The following is a 21,643-nucleotide window of genomic DNA, read 5'->3' as shown; positions in this document are numbered from 1 at the left end:
GGCGCCGGTGCCGGGCCGGTCAGCCGAGCAGCTTGACGGGGTTGAACAGGTCGGCGACGAGGAGCAGCGCGCCCATCCCGATCAGCAGGACGGCCACCACCACCGTCAGCGGCACCAGCCGGGTGGCGTCCACGGGTGCGGGCGGCGGGCGCCGGAAGAGCTTCGCCCATGCCCGCTTGACCCCCTCCCACAGCGCGACCACGATGTGACCGCCGTCGAGCGGCAGCAGCGGGATCAGGTTGAACACGAACAGCGCCACGTTGAGGGACCCCAGCAGCCCCAGGAGGACGGCGAACCGGTTGAGGATCGGGGCATCGGTCGCCGCGACCTCGCCGGCCAGGCGCCCGACGCCGACGACGCTCAACGGGCCGTTCGGGTCACGTTCGCCCCCGGTGACCAGGGACACACCCACATCCCACAGCCGCACGGGCAGCGTGACGATGAGCGACGCCACCCTCGCGACGTTCTCGGCGGCCATCTCCGGTCCGGCGCTCAGCGGCTGTTGCACGAAGCCCATCTGCGAGATCATCCCCGCGTACCCGACCTCGCGCACGACCGGGTCGCCCTGATCGTCGAGCACGGGCCGCCCGCTCGCGTCGGTGATGGTGCGCTCCGCCGCGATGGGCGTGAGGCTCAGCGTCTGCTCGGCCCCGTCGCGCCGCACCACCAGCTCAAGCGTCTCGCCGGGCGAGGCCTGGACGATCGTCGTCGCCTGCTCGAAGGTCGACACGGGCTGACCGTCGATCGACACCAGCACGTCACCGGGTCGCACCCCCGCCTCCGCCGCGGGGGACTCCGGGTCGTCCGGGGCGCACTCGGTGGCGGTCGACGACGCGGGCACCACGCACTCGTTCACCGCGGAGATGGTCGTCGTCCCCTGCTGCACGCCGATGCCGCACACGAGCACCGTGAAGATCACCACGGCCAGGACCAGGTTCATCAGCGGACCGCCGAGCATCACGATCACGCGCTTCCACACCGGCAGCTTGTAGAAGACCCGGTCCTCCGCGCCCTCGGCGATCGTCTCGTCGTTGGCCGAGCGGGCGTCCTGGATGAGCGTGCGGAACACCCCGGACGCCGGTCGCTCCCCCTTCGACGCCGGATACATGCCGGACATCGAGATGAACCCGCCGAGCGGGAGCAGCTTGAAGCCGTACTCGGTCTCGCCGATCCGCTTCGACCACAGCCGCGGGCCGAAGCCGATCATGTACTGGCCGACGCGCACGCCGAAGAGCTTCGCGGGGACGAGATGGCCGACCTCGTGCAGACCGATCGAGAGGCCGAGGCCGATCAGCATGAACAGGATGCCGCCCACATAGAGCAGGATTTCCACCCGCCCACGGTACTGCCCGCAGCTAGGAATCCGCCCCGCCCGCGCCGCTTGGCTAGGCTGGGATGGTGACCACCCGGCAGCTGCGACTCCTGCGCGCCGCCGCCGTGTCCGCCACCGCGACCCTCATCGCCGCGGTGTCCCACACCATCGGAGGCGGCGCGGCACCCCACCCGCTGCTGATCCTCGCGGTCACGGTGCTGTTCCTGGCACCGACCGCCGCCCTCCTCGGGCTCCGTCGGTCGCGCTGGCGCGTCGCGGTCGCCGTGCTCGTGTCTCAAGCCGTGTTCCACCTGGTGTTCCAGCTGCTCGGCTCCCCCACCGCGGACGTCGACGGCGCGATCGGCCCGCACGTCCATCACTTCGACCTGGCAGCGTTGAGCGGCACCGTCTCCGTCGCGCCCATCGACGCGACGATGCTCCTCGCGCACGCCGGCGCCGCCGTGCTGACAACTCTGCTGGTGTGGCACGCCGAACGCCTCCTGCGGGCCGTCGCCGGCTGGTTCCGCGCTCTCGTGCGTCGCGCGTCGCCGACGGGCTTCTCCGGCCATCGCCGCCCGACCCCGCTGCGTCCGCTGCGCTTCGCTCCCCTCGACCGTGCCGTGGCCGCCGCCGTCTCCCGGCGCGGCCCCCCGGTGTGCGCACGCGGCTGACCCGCCGCCCGAGAATCACGGCCGAACCCTCGGCCACCCTTTGCGCGCCCTCCGGCGCGCCCGCACACCTTTTCTGGAGAATCATGTCCCGTACCACCACGTCCCCTCGTCGTCCGCGCTCCCGCCGGGCCCTCGTCGCCACGACCGGCGCGCTCGGCGGGATCGCCCTCGCCCTCGCGGTTCCGCTCATGGCGGGAGCCCACGTGTCCGTCAGCCCGGATGAGCTCGCCGCCGGCGACCACGGCGTGCTCACGTTCTCGTTCGCCCACGGCTGCGGCACCTCGCCGACCACGGCACTGCGCATCACCATGCCGGACGGCCTCACGTCCGTCGCCCCGACCCTGGACGGCGACTGGACCATCCAGGTCGAGCGCGGTGAAGACGGCCTCGTGAGCGCCGTCACGTACACCGCGCTCACGCCGGTGCCGACCGACCTCCGCGGCGCGGTCAGCATGTCGGTCGGGCTCGACGAGAAGACGCCCGAGACGCTCGCCTTCCCGGTGGTGCAGCAGTGCGTCGACGGTGCGACCGAATGGACGCAGCTCGCCGAGGAGGGTGAGGACCCGCACGCGCTCGATGCCCCCGCTCCCGTGGTCACGGTCACGGATGCGGAGGCGTCGATGCATGGCGCCCACGGCGACGGGGAGGCGGACACCGCGGACGCCGACGCGGCCGCCACGGCCGCCGACCCGCTCGGCATCGCCCTCGGCACGGGCGGGCTCCTCGCCGGGGCGGCTGCTCTCGTGGTCGCCGTGCTGGCCTACCGCCGCCGGGCCTGAGCCCCGGCCCGCCGCGCGTCCGACCCCGGCGCGCGGCGGGCCGTCCGCCCGGCATCCGTGCGGCGCCGTGAGATCATGGATCCGACATGTCGATTGAACAACAACCGAGCCTGCCCCCTGTGCTCCGCCCCGCGAACCCGCCCCGGCGCGAGCTTTCCGAACTGGCCTCCCGATTCGCCGCCACCGTGCGCGGCGACGCCACCGGAGTGTCCCTGAGCGGCATCACTCTCGCCACCGCGGATCTTCGCCCCGGTGAGGCCTTCGTCGCGATCCAGGGCGTGAACCGCCACGGAGCCGACTTCGCGGCGACCGCTGCCGAGAAGGGCGCGGTCGCGGTCATCACCGACGAGCGCGGCGCGGAGATCGCCGCGGACGCCGGCCTGCCCGTCCTCGTGGTGGACGATCCGCGCGCCGTGCTGGGCGACCTGAGCGCCTGGGTCTACGGCACCGGGGCGGACGACCCCCTGCCGCTGCTCTTCGCGACGACGGGCACCAACGGCAAGACGAGCGTCTCCCACCTCCTGGAGGGCATCCTCGAGCAGATGGGCGTCGTCACGGGGCTGTCGTCGACGGCCGAGCGCCACATCGCGGGCGAGGTCATCGTGTCGCGGCTCACCACGCCGGAGGCGTCGGAGATGCACGCGCTCCTGGCGCTGATGCGCGAGCGGCACGTGGAAGCGGTCGCGGTCGAGGTGAGCGCGCAGGCGCTGTCCCGCCACCGCGTCGACGGGATCCGGTTCGATGTCGCCGGCTTCACGAACCTCAGCCACGACCACCTCGACGACTACGCCGACATGGAGGAGTACTTCGAGGCGAAGCTGCCGCTGTTCCGTCCCGATCGCGCGGTCCGCGGCGTGGTCTGCCTCGACTCCCCCTCCGGCGCGCTGGTCGTCGATCGCGCGGAGATCCCCGTCGTCACGGTCGGCACGCCGTCGATCGCCGCCGACCCCGATGCCGCGGCCCGCGCGGACTGGGTGGTCGTGATCGACGAGGAGCGCGCCGCCGGCACCACCTTCACGATGAGCGGCCCTGCCGGAACCCTCACCACCACGGTGCCGGTGATCGGTCCGCACATGGCCGCCAATGCCGCGCTCGCGATCGTCATGCTGCTGGAGGGCGGGTACGCGTGGGAGCGGATCACCGACGCGCTCGGCCGCGACGGCGGCATCCACGCCTACCTCCCCGGCCGTACGCAGCTCGTCTCCGGCGACCGCGGACCGGCGGTGTTCGTGGACTTCGGGCACTCGCCGGACGCCTTCGAGAAGACCCTCGCCGCCGTGCGCCGGGTCACCCCCGGAAAGGTGCTGATGCTGTTCGGCGCGGATGGCGACCGCGACGCCAGCAAGCGCTTCGACATGGCGCGCACGGCCGTGGAGGGCAGCGACATCCTCGTCGTGACCGATCACCACCCGCGCTTCGAAGACCCGGCGTCCATCCGGGCGACCCTCGTGGAGGGCGCGCGCCGGGCACGACCCGACGCGGAGATCCACGAGTACTCCCCACCGGAGGCGGCGATCGTCGCGGCGGTCGGCCTGGTGGGCGACGGCGACGCGATCCTGTGGGCGGGTCCCGGGCATCAGGACTACCGGGACATCCGCGGCGTGCGCACCCCGTACTCGGCGCGTGAGCTGTCCCGCCGCGCGCTGAAGGCCGCCGGATGGCCGGTCCCGGAACCGCGCTGGCCTGTGCCCTACCCGGACGAGGACTGACCGCCGCCCGGTGCAGCGCCGCGCTGCATCGGGCGCCCTCGGCGGCCGCGCCGTCAGCTCGCGGCGATGAGCCGATCGGCCGTGCGCCGTGCCCAGTCCTCGGCCTCTGCGAGCGTCTCGACCGTGAGGGTGCTCGGCGCCTCGTGCTGGTCGACGACCGCGGAGATCGTGTCGACGATGCCGAGGAACGACAGGCGTCCCTCGTGGAACGCGTCGACGGCCTGCTCGTTGGCTGCGTTGTACACGGCCGGGAAGGTGCCGCCCGCGCGTCCGACCGCCTTGGCGAGTGCGACGGCCGGGAAGGCCTCGCCGTCGAGCGGCTCGAAGGTCCACGAGCTCGCGGTCGTCCAGTCCAGCGGTCGACCCACGCCGCCGATGCGGTGCGGCCAGTCCAGGCCGAGGGAGATCGGCAGACGCATGTCCGGCGGGGACGCCTGTGCGATGGTGGACCCGTCGATGAACTCGACCATGGAGTGCACGATCGACTGCGGGTGCACGACCACCTCGATGTCGTCGTAGGCCACGTCGAACAGCAGGTGCGCCTCGATCACCTCGAGCCCCTTGTTGACGAGGGTGGCGGAGTTCGTCGTGACCGTCCTGCCCATGTTCCAGGTGGGGTGCGCGAGCGCCTGCCCCGGTGTGACCTCGGTGAGCTCACTGCGCGTGCGTCCGCGGAACGGTCCGCCCGACGCGGTCACCACCAGGCGTCGCACCTCGTCATGCGTCCCGGAGCGGAGCGCCTGTGCGAGGGCGGAGTGCTCGGAGTCGACGGGGACGATCTGCTCGGGGGCGGCCGCCGCCAGCACTAGATCTCCCCCGACGATCAGCGACTCCTTGTTCGCGAGGGCGAGCGTGCGGCCCGCCTGCAGCGCGGCGAGCGTGGAGCCGAGTCCGATCGAGCCGGTGATGGCGTTGAGCACCACATCGGCCTCGACGTCCCGCACGAGCTGTTCCGCTTCGACGGCTCCGAGGGCCGTGTCCTCCACCTGGAACTGCTCCGCCTGCTCTGTCAGCAGCTCGCGGTTGGAGCCCGCGGCGAGCCCGACGAGCTCGAACCGGCGCGGGTTGGCGCGGATCACGTCCAGCGCCTGGGTGCCGATGGAACCGGTGGAGCCGAGGACGATGACGCGACGCATGACGCCAGCCTAGGACACGGCCGCCGTCGCGCCCGCGCTACTGCTGCGCCTGGACCGGGGTCGTGGCGAGGATGTCGACGACGAATACGAGGCTCTCGTTCTGCAGTTCGTTGCCCTCGCTCGCACCGTAGCCGTCGGACGGGGGCATCACGACGAGCACCTGCGAGCCGACCTTCTGACCTTCGAGCGCCTTCCGGAATCCGGTGACCACTCCCGTGGTCTGGAACTGCGCCGGCGCCGCGTCGCGACTCCAGCTCGAGTCGAACTCCTTGCCGTCGGACCACTTGACCCCGAGGTACTGCACGACGACCAGGTCGCCCGAGGCGACCGTCGCTCCGTCACCCTGCTTGAGCACGGCGACCTGGGTCTCGGCCGGCGCATCGCCGTCCGGGATCGTGATGCTGGGCTTGCCGTCGTCGTCCAGCTTCACCTCGGGCATGCCGGGGGTCGGGTCGACCGGCGTGCCGGTGGCGACCTCGGGCAGTTGCTCGACGGCCTCTGCGTACACGACCTTGTTCGTCCCGCCCTCGCCGAAGACCTCGCCTGGAAGGGCGAGGACGACCTGCGTTCCGATCGGCTGGCACTCGAGAGCGGCGATGAAGAGAGATGCACTGTTCTGGTCGAGAAGGACGGGAGCCTCACCACCCTCGCTTCGTGCCGAGGAATCGACGACTTCACCTGTCGACGCTTCCACGATCTGGTACTTCACCCCGACGAGGTCATTCGCGACGACTTCGTCACCTGTGCCCTCAGCGATCACCGTTCGCTCCACATCGGCGAAGGCCGCATCAGCTGGCACTTTGACGACGGCATCGAGTCCCTCGCCCTGAACGTCAATGGAATCCGAGGTCTTGCCCGGCTGCGCGTCGAGCAGACACCCACTCGAAGCGGACGGGTCGGGGGTGCCCGAGCTCTCCGGCGAACCGCTGCCGGAGCAGCCGGCGAGCAGGAGGGTCGCCGCGGCGACGGTGGACAGGACGATGAGCGGACGCTTGCGCACAGTGAGACCTCGGGATCGCGGGCGGGACACTCCATCCTGCCCCATCGCCCTTTGCCCTCCCTGGGAGGTACGGCGCGAGTCTTCATTCCCACGTCGGCATGGGGCCGGGAGTATCCTGCTCTGATGACCTCTGAGCAGTCCGTCGAGCCCGAACCCGCCTCAGAGGACACGCCGAAGCCGCGCCATGCGGGCTTCACGTACGCGCTCGGTCGCAGCCTGATCGCCCCGCTCGCGCGGCTGATCTACCGTCCCCGCATCGAGGGCCGCGAGAACGTCCCCACCACCGGTCCGGTGATCTTCGCGAGCAACCACCTGTCGTTCATCGACTCGATCGCCATCCCGGTCGCGGCACCGCGACCCGTGCACTTCCTTGCGAAGTCGAGCTACTTCGAGGGGACCGGATTCAGCGGCCGGCTCACCAAGACCTTCTTCGAGGCGATCGGCGCGATCCCCGTCCGGCGCGGCGCTGGTCAGGCCGCACTCGACGCGCTCGATCTGCAGCGGCAGCTGCTCGAGGAGGGCCTCGCGGTCGCGCTGTACCCCGAGGGGACCCGTTCCACCGACGGTCGCCTATACAAGGGCCGGACAGGCGTGGCGTTCCTGGCCCTGCAGACGGGCGCACCGGTGGTCCCGGTGGGACTGATCGGCACCGACAAGGTGATGCCGGTGGGCGCGAAGATGCCGACGCTCTCCGAACGCGTGACGGTGCGGTTCGGCGAGCCGCTCGACCTGTCCCCCCACGGACCCGCTACCAGCGGACGCGCACGGCGGCTCGCGACCGACGAGATCATGGCCGCGATCCATGCCCTGTCCGGTCAGGAGCTGGCGGGCACCTACAACGAGGCTCCGGCCCAGGGCACCATCGAGAAGATCAAGCAGGCGCTCCCGCACGAGCGCCGCTGAGTAGCGCTGAGCGTGAACCCCGGACCCTCCCGGTAGCGGCGACGACGTGTCCCTTCCCGAGCGAGGAGTCCGACAGCGGTTGCTCCTCCGCCGCGGGGGTCACACGCTCGCGGTGACCGTGGCCTCGTGCCGCACCGGGAAGTTGACCGAGTTCGCGATGAAGCACCACTCGTTCGCCTGGGCGTGCGCCCGCTCTGCCGCCTCGATCATGGACGGATCGGCGACCACGACCTCCGGGGAGAGCGTCACCTCGACGAACGATCCCCCTCCTGCCCCGTTCTCGCGCATCAGCCCGCGCGCGCTGTCGCGGTAGGAGACGACCACGACGCCGGCGGTGACGCAGGCGTGCAGATACGACAGCAGGTGGCACTCGGAGAGCGAGGCCAGCAGGAGGTCTTCGGGGTTCCAGCGGGAGGGGTCTCCGCGGAACGGCTTGTCGGACGAGGCCAGCAGCGCGGGCTTGCCCTCGATCTCGATCGTGACGTCGCGGCGATAGTCGCGGTATCCGCTCGTTCCGGTGCCGGAGTTGCCCGTCCACGTAGTTGTGAGAGCGTAGCGGTGTTCACCGAGCGGACGCGACGTGGTGTGCTCTGCCATGCGCTCAGTCTGCCAGGTGCCGCCGACGTCGCGACCCTCCGCGGGGACCCCGAGGCCGCGGGACCACCGGCACTAGGCTGGTGGAGTGCTGGAGACACTCACCGTTCAGGATTCCGTCGAGCTCGCCGTCGTCGAACGGAGCGGATTCATCGAGTCACGTCACGCCGGCGCCGCGGTGGTGCTCTCGCCCGACGGCGAGGTGATCGCGCGACACGGCAACGCCGACGCGCTCATCCTCCCGCGGTCGAGTCTCAAGCCGCTGCAGGCCGTGGCGTGCATCACCGCCGGCGCACCGCTGGAGGGCGAACAGCTCGCCCTCGCCACGGCGAGCCACACGGGCACGGACCGGCACGCCGCGGTGGTGCGCGACATCCTCACCGCCGGGGGCCTGACGGAAGACGACCTCGCGTGCCCTCCGGCCTGGCCGGGCGACTCCGCGACCCGCGACGAGCTGGTGCGCGAACACGGCCAGGAGGCGCGCGTCCGCATGAACTGCTCGGGCAAGCACGCCGCGATGCTGCGGGCCTGCGTGGCCACCGGCTGGCCGACCGCCGGATACCTCGACCCCGCGCATCCGCTGCAGGCTCACATCCGGGAGGTCGTCGAGCGCCTCACCGGGGAGAAGATCGCGCACACCTCCATCGACGGCTGCGGCGCTCCGGTGCATGCGCTCACCCTCACCGGGCTCGCGCGCGCGATCCACCGCATCGGCACCGCGTCCGACCGTTCGCCGTTCGCGCTGCACCGCGTGGCCGGGTCGCTCGTCCGCGCGGTGCGCGAGAACCCCTGGACCGTCGAAGGGCCCGGCCGCCCCGACACCATCGCGACCGAGCGTCTCGGCGTCTTCACCAAGGGCGGCGCGGAGGGCGTCATGGTGATGGTGGCGCCGGACGGGACGACCGCGGCCCTGAAGATGCTCGACGGCGCCGCGCGCGCGTCCACCATCGTCGCCGCCACCCTCCTGGCTCGCGCGGGCTCTCTGAGCGACACCGACGTGGCCGGTCTCGCGGAGGCCCTCCCGCTCGACGTGCTCGGGGGCGGTGCCCGCGTGGGAACGGTCCGCCCCGGCGCCGGCCTCTGACGCACCAGCCTCACCGCGACCCGAGCCCCGGCACGACGACCCGCCGCGGCGCGCGGTCCCCCACCACCGACCACGCGCGCCCCTGATGCAGCCGGGCGAACGGCGGGAGGTCGCGCACACCGACTAGCTGGCGCAGATCGGACGGACGCTCCGCGCGGACCAGGACCTCGCCCTCGGCGCGGATCTGCTGCCACAGGGCCCACTGCCGCTGCCAGCCCTCCGCGTCGGCCATCAGGATGCACGGGCTCGCGGTCGTCGGCACGTCGCTCCCGGCCGTCCGCACGTCCCACTCCGGGCGCGCCGCGCGGAGTGCGCCCACCGCGTCCGACGCGCCCGCCGTGACCAGCGCCACGACCGGCCTCGCCGGTGCCCAGATCTCCGTCGAGGAGGCAGCGGACTGCCTCGGCCGCTCGTCCGCCCAGGCGAACTGCACCTCCCGCCCGTCGAGCACCGCGCGTCCCGGCGGTCGGTCCCGCACGAACCCCGACGTCTCGCCACCCGCTGCGAGGTGCTCGACGCGCGACGCCGCGCGTAGAAGCGCTCGACGGGGCAGCGCGTCGAGCACACGGCCCAAGGGACCCGATGCCCGTGCGGCCGTGAGGATCCAGGTCGTCGAAGGTGACAGGCGCAGCGACTGCTCCCACCGCTGCGCGAACTCCTGTGCGTACTCGACGGGGAGCTCGGCGTGCAGCGCGTCGATGTCGTCGCACAGCACGAGCTCGGGGATCTCCGTGTCACCCCTGACCCACGCCGCGAGCAGGTCCACCGCGCTTTCCGCATCGGAGGGGAACAGCAGGGCATCATGGCGCTGGGCCGCCACCGCGCGCACGAGCGCCGTGCGTCCGCTGCCCGGAGCGCCGACCACGGCGAGCCCGCGCTCACGTCCCGGACGCAGGAGCTCCCGAGGCTGCCGCTGTCGCTGCGGGTCGTCGGCGAGACCGAGCACCACCGCGTCTCCCCCGGCGTCGTCGCTGCCGTCGTGATCCGCGCCACGAAGGTCTGCGAGATCGATGCGTCGCGGCAACGGCGGGAGCCAGGGGCTGACAGCCGGAACCGCCTGGCTCCAGCGCGTCGCTGCACGCCGCAGGTCTCCGGGACCGGTCAGCGCGACGCGCACGAGCTGCGGCTCCGCATCCTGCGGTCGACGCACGAGCGCACAGCCGCGCCCCTCCGGCCCCCCATCGAGCAGCGCCGCGCCGTCCGTCCCGATCACGGCCCTGCTGTCCGCGGGATCTGCGACCCGCAGGCTGATCCGCAGCGGGCAGTTCGCCGCCAGGGCGTCACGGATCACGCCGCCCGCACGCTGCGTCCCGAGGACCAGGTGCATCCCCAGGGCGCGGCCGCGCGCAGCGATGTCGATGAACACGTCGCCGAGGTCGGCGTGCTCGAGGAGCAGGGCGGCGAACTCGTCGACCACGATCACCAGGCGTGGCAGGTCGGCCTCTGACACGTCACGAACGCTGGCCGCGGCGAGGGCGGCCTCCCGTCGTCGCATCTCCGCCCGCAGGCTCAAGACACCCCGGCGCGCACCCTCGTCGTCGAGGTCCGTGATCACCGCCGACACCTGGCGGAGAGCGCGAAGCGGCTCGAACGCCGTCCCACCCTTGAAGTCGGCCAGCACGAACGTCACCCGATCCGGTCCGTACGCTGCACACATCGCCGCAACCCAGGTCACGAGCAGTTCGCTCTTGCCCGCGCCGGTCATGCCGGTGACGATCGCGTGCGGTCCGTGCTCCACCAGATCGACCGCGATGTCGGTACCCCGGACGTCACGGCCCACCACGACCGCGAGACCATCACCTGCCTCTGAGACGATCACGTCAGCCAGCGGCACGCTGAGCGGGAGCTCCGCATGCGTGTCCGACGGCTCGCCCGTCGCCGAGGCGACCAGTTCTGCCTGCGGTCGCGACAGGCACTCGACCGCGACCTCGGTCACGCCCTCCGGCGTACGCAGCGATGCGGCCCCCGGCTCGACCACGTCGAGCACGGTCGTGATCCCCGACGGCACCTCGGCGTCGGGAGCCGCCGTCCAGATCACCGCATCTGCCGCGACGGGCGCTCCGAGCGTGCCCCACCCCACCCGGAAGGCTCCCCGGCGCGCCCGCACCGCGTGAGCCGCCGTGGTCAGGCCGGACGACGCCAGCTCCTCGCCGACGAGCGCCAGTTGCGCCGGCCCGAAGCGGAGGCAGAGCTGCGCGACCAGAGCTCGTGCCGCCGCGGCTGCGACCGGGGCCTGGCCTCGGACGCAGACGCCCCCGCCGAGCCGCACCACGACCGGTGCGTCATCGAGCTCGGCGCATCGCGCGCGGAACGCCTCTGCTCGATCGCCCTCCCCACCCGTCGTGCGCACGGCGCTGACACGCACACCGCGACCCACGGTCATCTCGGTGTCGGCAGCGATCGGATCCGTCCCACGAAGCGGCGGTTCTGCGACGCACGCGGCGACGTCCGGGTGGCGCGACTCGAGCTGGGCCCGCTCCTCGGCGTGACGACGGGCGAGCGCATCCTCGACCGCGCGCCACTCGGCCTCCACCCTGTCCGCCTCACGCCGTCGATCGTGCCGTCGCGTCCTCGCGGCGTCGGCCACCGAAGCGAGCATCATGAGGGGACCGAGTGCGGCGAACCACAGCGACTGCACCGACCCTGTGGTGAGCCACAGCGCCACCCCCATCCCAACCGGGACGATTCCCGCGAGATAAGGCAGCGAGGTACGGCGCGGCGGCGCGGGCGCGGAAGGAATGACGAGGGGAGACGGGTCCATCTCCCCAGTGCACCGCTCCGTGACAGCAGAGAGCCTGCTGTCCACAGCGTCGGAGTGACTACTCCGCGGTGTCCCCCTCTGGGGAGGAGGACTGGGGGTCGCTCACCTGCAACACGATGAGCGTCACGTTGTCGCGACCACCGTTGTCGAGAGCCGCAGCGAGCATGGCGTCGACGCACGCGGCCGGATCGGAGTTCTCCCGCAGGAAATGCTGGATGCCGTAGTCGGTCAGCTCCTTGGTGAGTCCGTCGGAGCAGATCACGAACCGGTCGCCCGGACGCAGGTCGATGGTGACATAGTCCGGAGCGGTGAGCTCGCTGGCGCCCACCGCGCGCGTGATGACGTTGCTGTAGGGGTGGCCCTCGGCCTCCTCCGGGCTGAGCTTCCCCGCTGCGATCAGCTCCTGCACCACCGAGTGGTCCGTGGTCACCTGCACGAGCCGGTCATCGCGCAGGAGATAGACCCGCGAGTCGCCGATGTTCAGCGCGACCCACTGCGCCTGGTCTCCGCCGTCGTCCAGGTAGACGCCCGTGAGCGTGGTCCCGGTTCCCTCGTCGGTGGTCTCCGGGTGCTCCGCGATGTCGTCGACGGCGCGGGCGAGAGCCTCTTCGATCGTGCGATGCGAGATGTCGCCCGCGACGACCGCGGCCTGCAGGCGGGACACGGTGCTTTGGCTTGCGATCTCGCCTCCCGCGTGCCCGCCCATTCCGTCGGCGACGATGAAGAGGGGGAACTCCGCGAGGAACGCGTCCTGGTTGGTCTCACGGCGACGGCCCTGATCCGTGACACCCGACCACGAGAGCAGCAGCGGGCGTCCCGCAACCGTGACGGTGTGCGTCTTCGTCTCAGCCACGTGCTGCCTCCGATGGACCTGCGGCGGAAAGGGCGGTCGCAGGATACTCACACATCGTAGTGGAACACGATCCCCTCGCTCGCACCGGGGCCCTTCGAGGGGCAGAGCGGAACGGAGACGCCGATCGGGCGCTGCGACAAGACCATGACCTCCACGTTAGCGGGCGCATCGCCCGCGAGAACACCGTTCACACCACGAAACCCCCGGCGGTGGGCCGGGGGTTTCGCGACGACGGTCACGCAGGGGGCTGCGTGGGATCGTTCGGGGTAGTGGGAGGAGCCGGCGGTGCGGCCGGCGGGGCCGCGGGCGGAGCCGGCGGCGTGGTCGGCGGAGCCGCGGGCGGAGCGGGCGGCGTGGTCGGCGGCACAGGCGCGCTCGTCGAGGGAGCGGCGGAGGGCGCGGCCGGCGGGGCGTAGCCGGGAGCCGGCGGAGCCGTGAACCCGGGCTGCGGCGGCGCATAGCCCTGGGGCTGCTGCGGGTAGCCCTGGGGCTGCTGACCGTAGCCCTGCGGGGCACCGTACCCCTGCGGCGCCGCGGTCGCGGAGGGCTGGACCGGGATGCCGTCCCACACCGTGCGATCGCCGAGGAAGCCGTTCCCGGCCCACGAGGCGGGCTGGATGTTGGGGTTCCACCGCGACTTGTCGAAGGCGTTGATACCCAGCCACACCGGCGGGAGGAAGAAGTACAGGATGACCCAGACCGCATCCTTCTGCAGCTTCAGTCCGACCCGCCACGCGGCGATGAGGTCGAGGACACGGCCGGCGATGCCGACGAGCGGGAGGATGAGGAACCAGCCCAGGACCGGGATGATCGCCCCGACCACGCCGGCGCCGATGAGGTACAGCACGAGCCACGGGCTGAGGTCGCCGAGCTTGTAGAAGATCATCGAGTTGTAGACCGGGACCCAGGCGCGCCACTTGCCCTGGACACCGGCCTTCTCGAAGACCTTCATGTAGAACCAGGCGTAGATCGCGTACACGATGAGCGGCAGGATCGTGTACAGCAGCGTCAGCGCGACGAGTGCGCCGCCTGAGATGCCGTAATCGTAGTAGTCGTCCAAGGTTCCCCTCCAGAAGGCTGATATTCCCGGGTGATGCGCTGCTTACACTAGCGCGTCACCGCCGCCGCGCGCAGGACCCTCGCTGACGTCCCGCGCCGCGAACCGGTCTCACTCCGCGACGACGAGTTTCAGCTCGCCGGGATGGTCGGTCTCGCGCAGCACGATGCCTCGCCCCTCCGCCCACCGCAGCAGTGCCCGGCGGGAGCCGATGCGCGGTCGGTCCTCCGTGAGTGCACGCACCAGGAGGCCCTTCGACTTCTTGTTGAAGTGGTTCAGCGCTCTGCCCTGCTCGGTGACCACGCGCACATACGCCGAGGGCACCGATGCGGGCACGGGTCCGAGACCCACGTACGCCTCGCTGCGCAGGTCGAGGACGAACGACGGCGCCTCGTCCGCGATCGCCGAGGTCGTGGCTTCCGCCCAGTGACGCCGGAGCGGCGGCACCCCGGGAAGCGACGTTCCCGCGGCGAGGCGGTAGGTCGGGATCGGGTCGAGCGCGCCGACCGGACCGAACGGCGCGCTCTGGATCCACACGTGGGCGTCCGCCCACCGCCGTGACGCCGGGGAGAGCGAGGCCGCGTCGAGGGCGTCGAACAGCACGCCGGTGTAGCGGTCGATCGCCGGCATGGTCGGCGCGCTGCGGAGAGCGCGGTTGTGCGCGATGTCGTCGAGCTGCCGCTCGCTCAGTTTGAGAACACGGCGGGCGGCCTCCTCGTCGGCCGCGAGCTCGACCAGGGCGTCGAGCACGGCCGCGCGATGCTCAGCGAGAGACGGCAGCGGCAGGACACCGAGGTCGAGCGGCGCGCCCGTGCCTCCGGGACGCTTGGTCTCGGACGGCGGAAGCAGGATCTTCATGGCACCTCGTAACGCAGACGCGTCCGCCTCGACACCCAGGGTGCCGAGGCGGACGCGATGTTCAGGACTGTCAGGCGATGAGAGCCGCGTTGCCCGCCACGATGGTCAGAACGTCGCCCTCCATGGAGAGGAAGCCGTCCTGCGCGTTGGCGAGCACCTTGGCGCCGTCGGTCTGGGTGATCCGGACCTGGCCCTCGGCGAGGATGGCCAGCACCGGCTCGTGACCGGACATGAAGCCGATCTCGCCCTCGACGGTCTTGGCGACCACGAGGCTCGCCTCACCCGTCCAGACCTCCGCGTCGGCGGAGACGAGGCTGACGTTGAGCGCCATGATCAGGCGTTCTCCTTCTGGATCTGCGCCCAGCGCTCCTCCACGTCGGAGATGCCACCGACGTTGAAGAAGGCCTGCTCGGCGACGTGGTCGAAGTCACCGCGGGTGATCGCGTCGAACGACTCGATGGTCTCCTTGAGCGGAACCGTCGAACCCTCGACACCCGTGAACTTCTTCGCCATGTAGGTGTTCTGCGAGAGGAACTGCTGGATGCGACGTGCGCGCGACACGACGATCTTGTCTTCCTCGGAGAGCTCGTCGACACCGAGGATCGCGATGATCTCCTGCAGCTCCTTGTTCTTCTGGAGGATCTGCTTGACCGTGGTCGCCACGCGGTAGTGGTCCTCGCCCAGGTAGCGGGGGTCCATGATGCGCGACGTCGAGGTCAGCGGGTCGATGGCCGGGTACAGACCCTTCGACGCGATCTCACGGGAGAGCTCGGTCGTCGCGTCGAGGTGCGCGAAGGTCGTGGCCGGAGCCGGGTCGGTGTAGTCGTCGGCCGGCACGTAGATCGCCTGCAGCGAGGTGATCGAGTGACCACGCGTCGAGGTGATGCGCTCCTGCAGGAGGCCCATCTCGTCGGCGAGGTTCGGCTGGTACCCCACGGCGGAGGGCATGCGGCCCAGCAGCGTGGAGACCTCGGAACCGGCCTGCGTGAAGCGGAAGATGTTGTCGATGAAGAGCAGCACGTCCTGCTTCTGCACGTCACGGAAGTACTCCGCCATCGTCAGAGCCGAGAGCGCGACGCGCAGACGCGTCCCCGGCGGCTCGTCCATCTGGCCGAACACGAGCGCGGTCTTGTCGAAGACGCCCGCCTCCTCCATCTCGTGGATGAGGTCGTTGCCCTCACGGGTGCGCTCACCGACACCGGCGAACACCGACACACCACCGTGGTCCTGCGCGACGCGCTGGATCATCTCCTGGATGAGGACGGTCTTGCCGACGCCGGCGCCACCGAACAGACCGATCTTTCCGCCCTGCACGTACGGGGTGAGGAGGTCGATCGACTTGATGCCCGTCTCGAACATCGTGGTCTTCGACTCGAGCTGGTCGAAGTTCGGGGCCTTGCGGTGGATGGGCCAGCGCTCCGTGACCTCGATGGTCTCACCGGGCTCGCCGTTGAGGACCTCGCCGATCACGTTGAAGACCTTGCCCTTGGTGATGTCACCGACGGGGACCGAGATGGCCTCACCGGTGTCACGCACCTCCTGACCGCGGACGATGCCGTCGGTCGGCTTGAGGGCGATGGCGCGCACCAGGTCGTCGCCGAGGTGCTGTGCGACCTCGAGCGTGATCTCGGTCGACTCCTCGCCGATCACGATGGTGGTCTTCAGCGCGTTGTAGATGTCGGGGATCGAGTCGTGCGGGAACTCGATGTCGACAACCGGACCGTTGACGCGCGCGACGCGCCCGACGACCGCGGTCGCCGGCTGGTCAGCCGTGGCGGTGGTGGTCATTTCTTCGTCTCTTTCCTGATGGTCTATTTGCTCGACGAGAGGGCGTCGGCGCCGCCGACGATCTCCGCGATCTGCTGCGTGATCTCCGCCTGACGCGCGTTGTTGCGCAGACGGGTGTAGTCGGTGATGAGCTTGTCGGCGTTGTCGCTGGCCGACTTCATCGCCTTCTGCGTGGCCGCCTGCTTGGCGGCGGACGACTGCAGGAGGGCGTTGAAGACGCGGCTCTGGATGTACACCGGCAGGATCGCGTCGAGCACCGTCTCGGCATCCGGCTCGAACTCGTACAGCGGGTAGACCGTGCTGCCCGCCTCCGAGTCGTCGGCCTCCGCGATCTCCAGCGGCAGCAGGCGCACGGACTCCGGCGACTGCGTCATCATGCTGACGAAGCGGTTGTAGACGAGGGTGATCTCGTCGACGCCGCCGTCCTCGCCACCGCGGTTGAAGGCCTCGAGAAGCGTCTGCGAGATCTCCTCCGCGGTGTGGAAGGACGGGGTGTCGGTGTCGCCGGTCCACTCCGCGGCCGCCTCGATGCGACGGAACTGGAAGTAGCCCACCGCCTTGCGTCCGATGAGGTAGAACACCGGCTCCTTGCCCTGCTCGCGCAGCAGCTCCGCCACCTCGAGACCCTCACGGAGGATCTGCGAGTTGAAGGCACCGGCGAGACCGCGATCGGACGAGAAGATCACGACCGCGGAGCGGCGGATCGTCTCGGGCTCACGCGTGAGCGGGTGGTCGACGTTCGAGTGCGTCGCGACGGCGGACACGGCCCTCGTCACGGCTCGCGCGAAGGGGGTGGACGCCTTGACGCGTGCCATCGCCTTCTGGATGCGCGAAGCCGCGATGAGTTCCATCGCCTTCGTGATCTTCTTGGTCGTCTGAGCAGAAGAGATCTTCTGCTTGTAGACCCTGAGTTGAGCGCCCATGAATCAGTACCTCACGCGATTACGCGCGACGACCCTTGACGATCTTCTCCTGGTTGACGTCGTCGGCCTCGGCCGCAGCGTGCTCCTCGTGGCCGGGGGCGCCGATGGCGTGGCCCTTGCCGCCCTGGAACTCCAGGAGGAAGTTGTCGGTCTGCTTGTCGAGCTCGGCGACCGTGTCGTCGTCCAGCACGTTCGTCTCGCGCAGCGTGTCGAGCACCTTGGTGTTGCGGCGCAGGTAGTCGAGCAGCTCGCGCTCGAAGCGCAGCACGTCTTCGACCTCGATCTTGTCGAGCTTGCCGTTCGTGCCGGCCCAGATCGAGACGACCTGCTCCTCCACGGGGTACGGCGAGTACTGCGGCTGCTTGAGCAGCTCGGTCAGACGGGCACCGCGCTCGAGCTGACGACGCGACGCCTGGTCGAGGTCGGACGCGAACATCGCGAACGCCTCGAGGGAGCGGTACTGCGACAGCTCCAGCTTCAGCGTTCCGGAGACCTTCTTGATCGACTTGACCTGGGCGTCACCACCGACTCGCGAGACCGAGATACCCACGTCGACCGCCGGACGCTGGTTGGCGTTGAAGAGGTCGGACTGGAGGAAGATCTGGCCGTCGGTGATCGAGATCACGTTGGTCGGGATGTACGCCGAGACGTCGTTGGCCTTCGTCTCGATGATCGGAAGACCCGTCATCGAACCGGCGCCCAGCTCGTCGGACAGCTTCGCGCACCGCTCGAGCAGGCGCGAGTGCAGGTAGAACACGTCGCCGGGGTACGCCTCGCGGCCCGGCGGACGGCGGAGCAGCAGCGACACGGCGCGGTAGGCCTCGGCCTGCTTCGACAGGTCGTCGAAGATGATCAGGACGTGCTTGCCGCCGTACATCCAGTGCTGGCCGATGGCCGAGCCGGTGTACGGAGCCAGGTACTTGAAGCCGGCGGGGTCGGACGCGGGAGCGGCCACGATCGTGGTGTACTCCAGGGCGCCGGCCTCCTCGAGCGCGCCCTTCACCGAGGCGATCGTCGAGCCCTTCTGGCCGATCGCGACGTAGATGCAGCGCACCTGCTTGGTGACGTCGCCGGACTCCCAGTTGGCCTTCTGGTTGATGATCGTGTCGAGCGCGATCGCCGTCTTGCCGGTCTGGCGGTCGCCGATGATGAGCTGACGCTGACCACGGCCGACCGGGATCATGGCGTCGATCGCCTTGATGCCCGTCTGCATCGGCTCGTGCACCGACTTGCGCTGCATGACGCCGGGGGCCTGGAGCTCGAGCTCGCGGACGCCCTCCGTCGCGATCGCGCCGAGACCGTCGATCGGGTTGCCGAGCGGGTCGACCACGCGGCCGAGGTAGCCGTCGCCGACCGGGACCGAGAGGACCTCACCCGTGCGGGTGACCTCCTGGCCGGCCTCGATGCCGGTGAAGTCGCCGAGGACGACCACGCCGATCTCGTGCTCGTCGAGGTTCAGGGCCAGGCCCTTGGTGCCGTCCGCGAACGTGACGAGCTCGTTCGCCATCACGCCGGGCAGACCCTCGACGTGCGCGATGCCGTCGGCGGCGTCGATGACGGTGCCGACCTCGGTCGCAGCGGCGCCGGTGGGCTCGTATGCGGCGGCGAAGTCCTTCAGCGCGTCACGGATGACGTCGGGGCTGATCGATAGTTCTGCCATTGTCTTCCCTTTGTATCTGGGTGCGCGGTTCCCCGCGCGAAGTCGTGTTAGCCCGCGAGCTTCTGGCGAAGGTCGGCGAGTCGTGCGGAGATGCTGCCGTCGATGACGTCATCGGCGATCTGCACGCGCAGACCCCCGACGACGGCGGGATCGATGACGACGTTGAGCGAGACCTCGCCGTCGTAGCGACGCGAGAGGGCGTCGCTCAGACGGGTGCGCTGCGCATCGCTGAGCGGGGTCGCGGTGTACACCGTGGCCACGACGAGACCGCGCTGGGCGGACACGAAGCGGATGGCCCTGCTCAGGAGCTGGCGGACACGCCGCTCGCGCGGACGACGCACGAGGGACGAGACGATCAGCGTGGTGGCCGCACCGGCGGAGGATCCGGCGAGGAGGCGCTCGACGAGCTCCCCCTTCGCGTCCTCTCCCCCGAGGCGGCTGCCCAGAGCGAGTTCGAGCTCCGGGTTCGCGGCGACGAGCCGGGCGAAGGCGAAGAGCTCACCCTCGATGTCGACACCGGGCTCGGCGATCGCGGCGGACCGGATCGCGAGCTCCTCGATGCCGTCGACGAGCTCGTCGGCGTTCGACCAGCGTTGCGCCACGGCTGCGCTCAGAACGCTCTGAGACGCGGCCGAGAGCCCGCCGAACACCGCGGAGACGACGTTCTGCCGCGACTCCACGGACGCCGACGGGTCGGCCAGCGCGCCGCTCAGCTGAGACGAATCGCCCACGGTGCGCGCGGCGACGAACAGCTCCCGCGCGGTGTCGAGGGTGACGTCCTTCGCTGCGGCAAGCGCCTGAGTGGATGCCGCGAGTGCCTGAGCGGTCGCGCTGCCCATTACTGAGCCGCCTTCTCGGATGCTTCGAGATCGGCGAGGAAGCGGTCGACCACGGCGGCCGCGCGAGCGTCGTCGGACAGCGTCTCGCCGACCACGCCACCGGCGAGGTCGAGTGCGAGCGAGCCGACCTCGCTGCGCAGGGAGACGAGAGCCGTCTGGCGCTCCGCCTCGATCTGCGAGTGCGCGGTGGCGGTCAGACGCGCAGCCTCGCTGGCTGCGGTCTCCTTCGCCTCGGCGATGATCTTCTTGCCGTCCTCACGGGCGGCCTCGCGGATCTCCCCGGCCTCGGTGCGCGCCTCGGCGAGCTGGCGGGTGTACTCCTCGAGGGCGGCCTCCGCCTGCTTCTGCGCCTCATCGGCCTTGGCGATGTTGCCCTCGATGGCGGCGGACCGCTCGTCGAGCATCTTCGTCAGACGGGGAAGGGCGACCTTCCACACGACGACGAGGATGATGAGGAACCAGAGGCCCGACCAGATGATGTCGTACCCCGCGGGGAGCAGCGGATTGGGGGACTCCCCCTCCGCTGCCGCGAGGTTCGTGACAAGAGCGTTCAGCATCCTGTCTCCTTCAGAAGTCGGTGGGGATTACGGGAAGGGGATGAATCCGACGGCGATGCCGACGAACGCAAGCGCCTCGGTGAAGGCGATACCGATCCACATGAGGACCTGCAGGCGACCGGCCAGCTCGGGCTGACGGGCGACGCCCTCGATGGTCTTGCCGACGACGATGCCCACACCGATGGCCGGACCGATGGCTGCGAGGCCGTAGCCGACCGCCGCGAGGTGGCCGTTGATTTCAGCGAGAACCGTAGTTGCGTCCACGGGTTTTTCCTTTCGTTGGGTGGGAGGGCTGTTGCCCGCCCGCTCAGTGCTCTTCTGCGACCGCGAGCTGGATGTAGACCGCGGTGAGGACGGTGAAGACGTAGGCCTGCAGGACGGCCACCAGGATCTCGAAGAGAGTGAAGGCGCCGCCGAAGGCGAGGGTTCCGATACCGAGGACGGCCCAGCCGCCACCCGCGGTGAAGAAGAAGAACTGGGTGGCCGCGAAGCACAGCACCAGGATCATGTGGCCGACGACCAGGTTCATCAGCAGTCGCAGGGTGAGGGTCACCGGGCGGATGATGAACGTCGAGATGAGCTCGATCGGCGTGACGATGAAGTAGACCGGCCACGGGACACCCGACGGGAAGAGCGCGTTCTTGAAGAAGTTCTTCGGGCTCTTCTTGATGCCGGCGTAGATGAAGGTGACGTAGCTGACCACGGCGAGGGTGAGCGGGACAGCGATGATCGCGGTGCCCGGCATGTTCAACCCCGGGATGATGCCCGTGACGTTCATGAACAGCACCATGAAGAAGATCGTGGTGAGGATCGGCAGGAACCGGTCGCCGTCCTTGCGGCCGAGCAGGTCGTGCGCGATGCCGCCGCGGACGAAGCCGAGGCCCATCTCGACCAGGCTCTGGAACCGCCCAGGCACGACCTTCATACGGCGCGTGCCCAGCCAGAGGATCAGGACCACGGCGATCACCGAGAGGAGCTGGATCAACTGGATGCGGGTCACCGGCAGAGGCCCGACCTGGAAGAGGATCGGCGGGAAGAACTCGTCGATCGAAGGGCCGTGGAACTCGCCATCGGAAGACGCGAGTCGGGGGGTCAGGGTCGCAGCAAGATTAAACAGCGCGGGCTCCAGCTTCGGGGCACCGGTCAGAACCGGGGCGAC

General features: G+C 70.3%; 21 protein-coding genes. 5 read left to right on the top strand and 16 right to left on the bottom strand.

From position 1 onward, the window contains the following. Nucleotides 1-19: 19 nt before the first annotated feature. Entirely contained in the window at nucleotides 20-1,333 is a 1,314-nt protein-coding gene (locus tag ACFWCH_RS12710) for a M50 family metallopeptidase (protein ID WP_247638661.1), read from the bottom strand. A gap of 65 nt (nucleotides 1,334-1,398) precedes the next feature. On the opposite strand from ACFWCH_RS12710, the gene ACFWCH_RS12705 reads away from it, so the two are divergent. The 3 genes from ACFWCH_RS12705 (at nucleotide 1,399) to ACFWCH_RS12695 (ending at nucleotide 4,471) form a co-directional block, all read left to right on the top strand. Beyond that, nucleotides 1,399-1,983: a hypothetical protein gene (locus ACFWCH_RS12705; RefSeq protein ID WP_247638660.1), complete on the top strand. Its 585-nt coding sequence runs from the start codon at nucleotides 1,399-1,401 to the stop codon at nucleotides 1,981-1,983. 83 nt (nucleotides 1,984-2,066) lie between these two features. Continuing rightward, nucleotides 2,067-2,762 carry a YcnI family protein gene (locus tag ACFWCH_RS12700; protein ID WP_247638659.1) on the top strand — a complete coding sequence of 232 codons (696 nt, stop codon included), beginning with the start codon at nucleotides 2,067-2,069 and terminating at the stop codon, nucleotides 2,760-2,762. 86 nt (nucleotides 2,763-2,848) lie between these two features. Beyond that, on the top strand, nucleotides 2,849-4,471 hold the full coding sequence (locus tag ACFWCH_RS12695; protein WP_205812607.1) for a Mur ligase family protein: 1,623 nt from the start codon (nucleotides 2,849-2,851) through the stop codon (nucleotides 4,469-4,471). 53 nt (nucleotides 4,472-4,524) lie between these two features. Here ACFWCH_RS12695 and dxr read toward each other — a convergent pair whose 3' ends face one another. After that, nucleotides 4,525-5,607 (bottom strand): 1-deoxy-D-xylulose-5-phosphate reductoisomerase, encoded by a 1,083-nt coding sequence (gene dxr, locus ACFWCH_RS12690; protein WP_136030019.1) that lies wholly within the window; start codon nucleotides 5,605-5,607, stop codon nucleotides 4,525-4,527. A gap of 37 nt (nucleotides 5,608-5,644) precedes the next feature. Further along, nucleotides 5,645-6,607 carry an FKBP-type peptidyl-prolyl cis-trans isomerase gene (locus tag ACFWCH_RS12685; protein WP_247638657.1) on the bottom strand — a complete coding sequence of 321 codons (963 nt, stop codon included), beginning with the start codon at nucleotides 6,605-6,607 and terminating at the stop codon, nucleotides 5,645-5,647. A 123-nt stretch (nucleotides 6,608-6,730) separates the two neighbouring features. Here ACFWCH_RS12685 and ACFWCH_RS12680 point away from each other — a divergent pair, with 123 nt between their 5' ends. Next, nucleotides 6,731-7,510 carry a 1-acyl-sn-glycerol-3-phosphate acyltransferase gene (locus tag ACFWCH_RS12680; protein ID WP_205812755.1) on the top strand — a complete coding sequence of 260 codons (780 nt, stop codon included), beginning with the start codon at nucleotides 6,731-6,733 and terminating at the stop codon, nucleotides 7,508-7,510. Between the two features lie 99 nt (nucleotides 7,511-7,609). Here the strand turns inward: ACFWCH_RS12680 and ACFWCH_RS12675 are convergent, their stop codons facing one another. Beyond that, nucleotides 7,610-8,107, bottom strand: a complete 498-nt coding sequence (locus ACFWCH_RS12675; RefSeq protein WP_247981556.1) for an OsmC family protein — start codon at nucleotides 8,105-8,107, stop codon at nucleotides 7,610-7,612. A gap of 85 nt (nucleotides 8,108-8,192) precedes the next feature. On the opposite strand from ACFWCH_RS12675, the gene ACFWCH_RS12670 reads away from it, so the two are divergent. Then, complete coding sequence (locus ACFWCH_RS12670; protein WP_136030025.1) at nucleotides 8,193-9,188, top strand: asparaginase; 996 nt, start codon at nucleotides 8,193-8,195, stop codon at nucleotides 9,186-9,188. A 10-nt stretch (nucleotides 9,189-9,198) separates the two neighbouring features. On the opposite strand, the gene ACFWCH_RS12665 is transcribed toward ACFWCH_RS12670, so the two are convergent. The 12 genes from ACFWCH_RS12665 to atpB form a co-directional block, all read right to left on the bottom strand. Then, nucleotides 9,199-11,853 (bottom strand): FtsK/SpoIIIE domain-containing protein, encoded by a 2,655-nt coding sequence (locus ACFWCH_RS12665; protein ID WP_378803634.1) that lies wholly within the window; start codon nucleotides 11,851-11,853, stop codon nucleotides 9,199-9,201. 154 nt (nucleotides 11,854-12,007) lie between these two features. Further along, nucleotides 12,008-12,802, bottom strand: coding sequence for a PP2C family serine/threonine-protein phosphatase (locus ACFWCH_RS12660; protein ID WP_136030030.1), 795 nt, complete (start codon nucleotides 12,800-12,802; stop codon nucleotides 12,008-12,010). A 235-nt stretch (nucleotides 12,803-13,037) separates the two neighbouring features. Beyond that, complete coding sequence (locus tag ACFWCH_RS12655) at nucleotides 13,038-13,862, bottom strand: DUF5684 domain-containing protein (protein WP_206251403.1); 825 nt, start codon at nucleotides 13,860-13,862, stop codon at nucleotides 13,038-13,040. A 108-nt stretch (nucleotides 13,863-13,970) separates the two neighbouring features. After that, the gene (locus tag ACFWCH_RS12650; protein WP_247638654.1) at nucleotides 13,971-14,717 is read right to left on the bottom strand and encodes a YaaA family protein; all 747 of its coding nucleotides are present in this window, start codon (nucleotides 14,715-14,717) and stop codon (nucleotides 13,971-13,973) included. Between the two features lie 70 nt (nucleotides 14,718-14,787). Continuing rightward, nucleotides 14,788-15,048, bottom strand: a complete 261-nt coding sequence (locus ACFWCH_RS12645; protein WP_136029295.1) for a F0F1 ATP synthase subunit epsilon — start codon at nucleotides 15,046-15,048, stop codon at nucleotides 14,788-14,790. A gap of 2 nt (nucleotides 15,049-15,050) precedes the next feature. After that, on the bottom strand, nucleotides 15,051-16,505 hold the full coding sequence (gene atpD / locus ACFWCH_RS12640) for a F0F1 ATP synthase subunit beta (RefSeq protein ID WP_136029293.1): 1,455 nt from the start codon (nucleotides 16,503-16,505) through the stop codon (nucleotides 15,051-15,053). A 23-nt stretch (nucleotides 16,506-16,528) separates the two neighbouring features. Further along, a complete protein-coding gene (locus ACFWCH_RS12635) occupies nucleotides 16,529-17,428 on the bottom strand; it encodes a F0F1 ATP synthase subunit gamma (RefSeq protein ID WP_136029291.1) in 900 nt (299 codons plus the stop codon). A 19-nt stretch (nucleotides 17,429-17,447) separates the two neighbouring features. Continuing rightward, nucleotides 17,448-19,088, bottom strand: coding sequence for a F0F1 ATP synthase subunit alpha (atpA, locus tag ACFWCH_RS12630; RefSeq protein WP_247638653.1), 1,641 nt, complete (start codon nucleotides 19,086-19,088; stop codon nucleotides 17,448-17,450). Nucleotides 19,089-19,135: 47 nt separating this feature from the next. After that, nucleotides 19,136-19,927, bottom strand: coding sequence for a F0F1 ATP synthase subunit delta (locus ACFWCH_RS12625; RefSeq protein ID WP_247638652.1), 792 nt, complete (start codon nucleotides 19,925-19,927; stop codon nucleotides 19,136-19,138). Next, on the bottom strand, nucleotides 19,927-20,484 hold the full coding sequence (locus ACFWCH_RS12620; RefSeq protein ID WP_247638651.1) for a F0F1 ATP synthase subunit B: 558 nt from the start codon (nucleotides 20,482-20,484) through the stop codon (nucleotides 19,927-19,929). Before ACFWCH_RS12620 ends, ACFWCH_RS12625 begins: the two co-directional genes overlap by 1 nt. Before the next feature lie 27 nt (nucleotides 20,485-20,511). Beyond that, on the bottom strand, nucleotides 20,512-20,748 hold the full coding sequence (gene atpE / locus ACFWCH_RS12615) for an ATP synthase F0 subunit C (RefSeq protein ID WP_025103147.1): 237 nt from the start codon (nucleotides 20,746-20,748) through the stop codon (nucleotides 20,512-20,514). A gap of 43 nt (nucleotides 20,749-20,791) precedes the next feature. After that, complete coding sequence (gene atpB / locus ACFWCH_RS12610; protein WP_205828218.1) at nucleotides 20,792-21,580, bottom strand: F0F1 ATP synthase subunit A; 789 nt, start codon at nucleotides 21,578-21,580, stop codon at nucleotides 20,792-20,794. Nucleotides 21,581-21,643: the final 63 nt, after the last annotated feature.

The organism is Microbacterium sp. NPDC060132 (assembly GCF_042729675.1).
Classification (GTDB): domain Bacteria; phylum Actinomycetota; class Actinomycetes; order Actinomycetales; family Microbacteriaceae; genus Microbacterium; species Microbacterium sufflavum.
Note: the sequence above shows the minus strand (reverse complement) of the source record. Positions and strands in the feature narration are given on the sequence as shown.

Coding starts and splice junctions, on each gene's coding strand:
- ACFWCH_RS12620 (WP_247638651.1), bottom strand. CDS start 20,484: ATGCTGAACGCTCTTGTCACGAACCTCGCGGCAGCGGAGGGGGAGTCC.
- ACFWCH_RS12700 (WP_247638659.1), top strand. CDS start 2,067: ATGTCCCGTACCACCACGTCCCCTCGTCGTCCGCGCTCCCGCCGGGCC.
- ACFWCH_RS12695 (WP_205812607.1), top strand. CDS start 2,849: ATGTCGATTGAACAACAACCGAGCCTGCCCCCTGTGCTCCGCCCCGCG.
- ACFWCH_RS12645 (WP_136029295.1), bottom strand. CDS start 15,048: ATGGCGCTCAACGTCAGCCTCGTCTCCGCCGACGCGGAGGTCTGGACG.
- dxr (WP_136030019.1), bottom strand. CDS start 5,607: ATGCGTCGCGTCATCGTCCTCGGCTCCACCGGTTCCATCGGCACCCAG.
- atpD (WP_136029293.1), bottom strand. CDS start 16,505: ATGACCACCACCGCCACGGCTGACCAGCCGGCGACCGCGGTCGTCGGG.
- ACFWCH_RS12625 (WP_247638652.1), bottom strand. CDS start 19,927: ATGGGCAGCGCGACCGCTCAGGCACTCGCGGCATCCACTCAGGCGCTT.
- ACFWCH_RS12675 (WP_247981556.1), bottom strand. CDS start 8,107: ATGGCAGAGCACACCACGTCGCGTCCGCTCGGTGAACACCGCTACGCT.
- ACFWCH_RS12650 (WP_247638654.1), bottom strand. CDS start 14,717: ATGAAGATCCTGCTTCCGCCGTCCGAGACCAAGCGTCCCGGAGGCACG.
- ACFWCH_RS12635 (WP_136029291.1), bottom strand. CDS start 17,428: ATGGGCGCTCAACTCAGGGTCTACAAGCAGAAGATCTCTTCTGCTCAG.
- atpA (WP_247638653.1), bottom strand. CDS start 19,088: ATGGCAGAACTATCGATCAGCCCCGACGTCATCCGTGACGCGCTGAAG.
- ACFWCH_RS12680 (WP_205812755.1), top strand. CDS start 6,731: ATGACCTCTGAGCAGTCCGTCGAGCCCGAACCCGCCTCAGAGGACACG.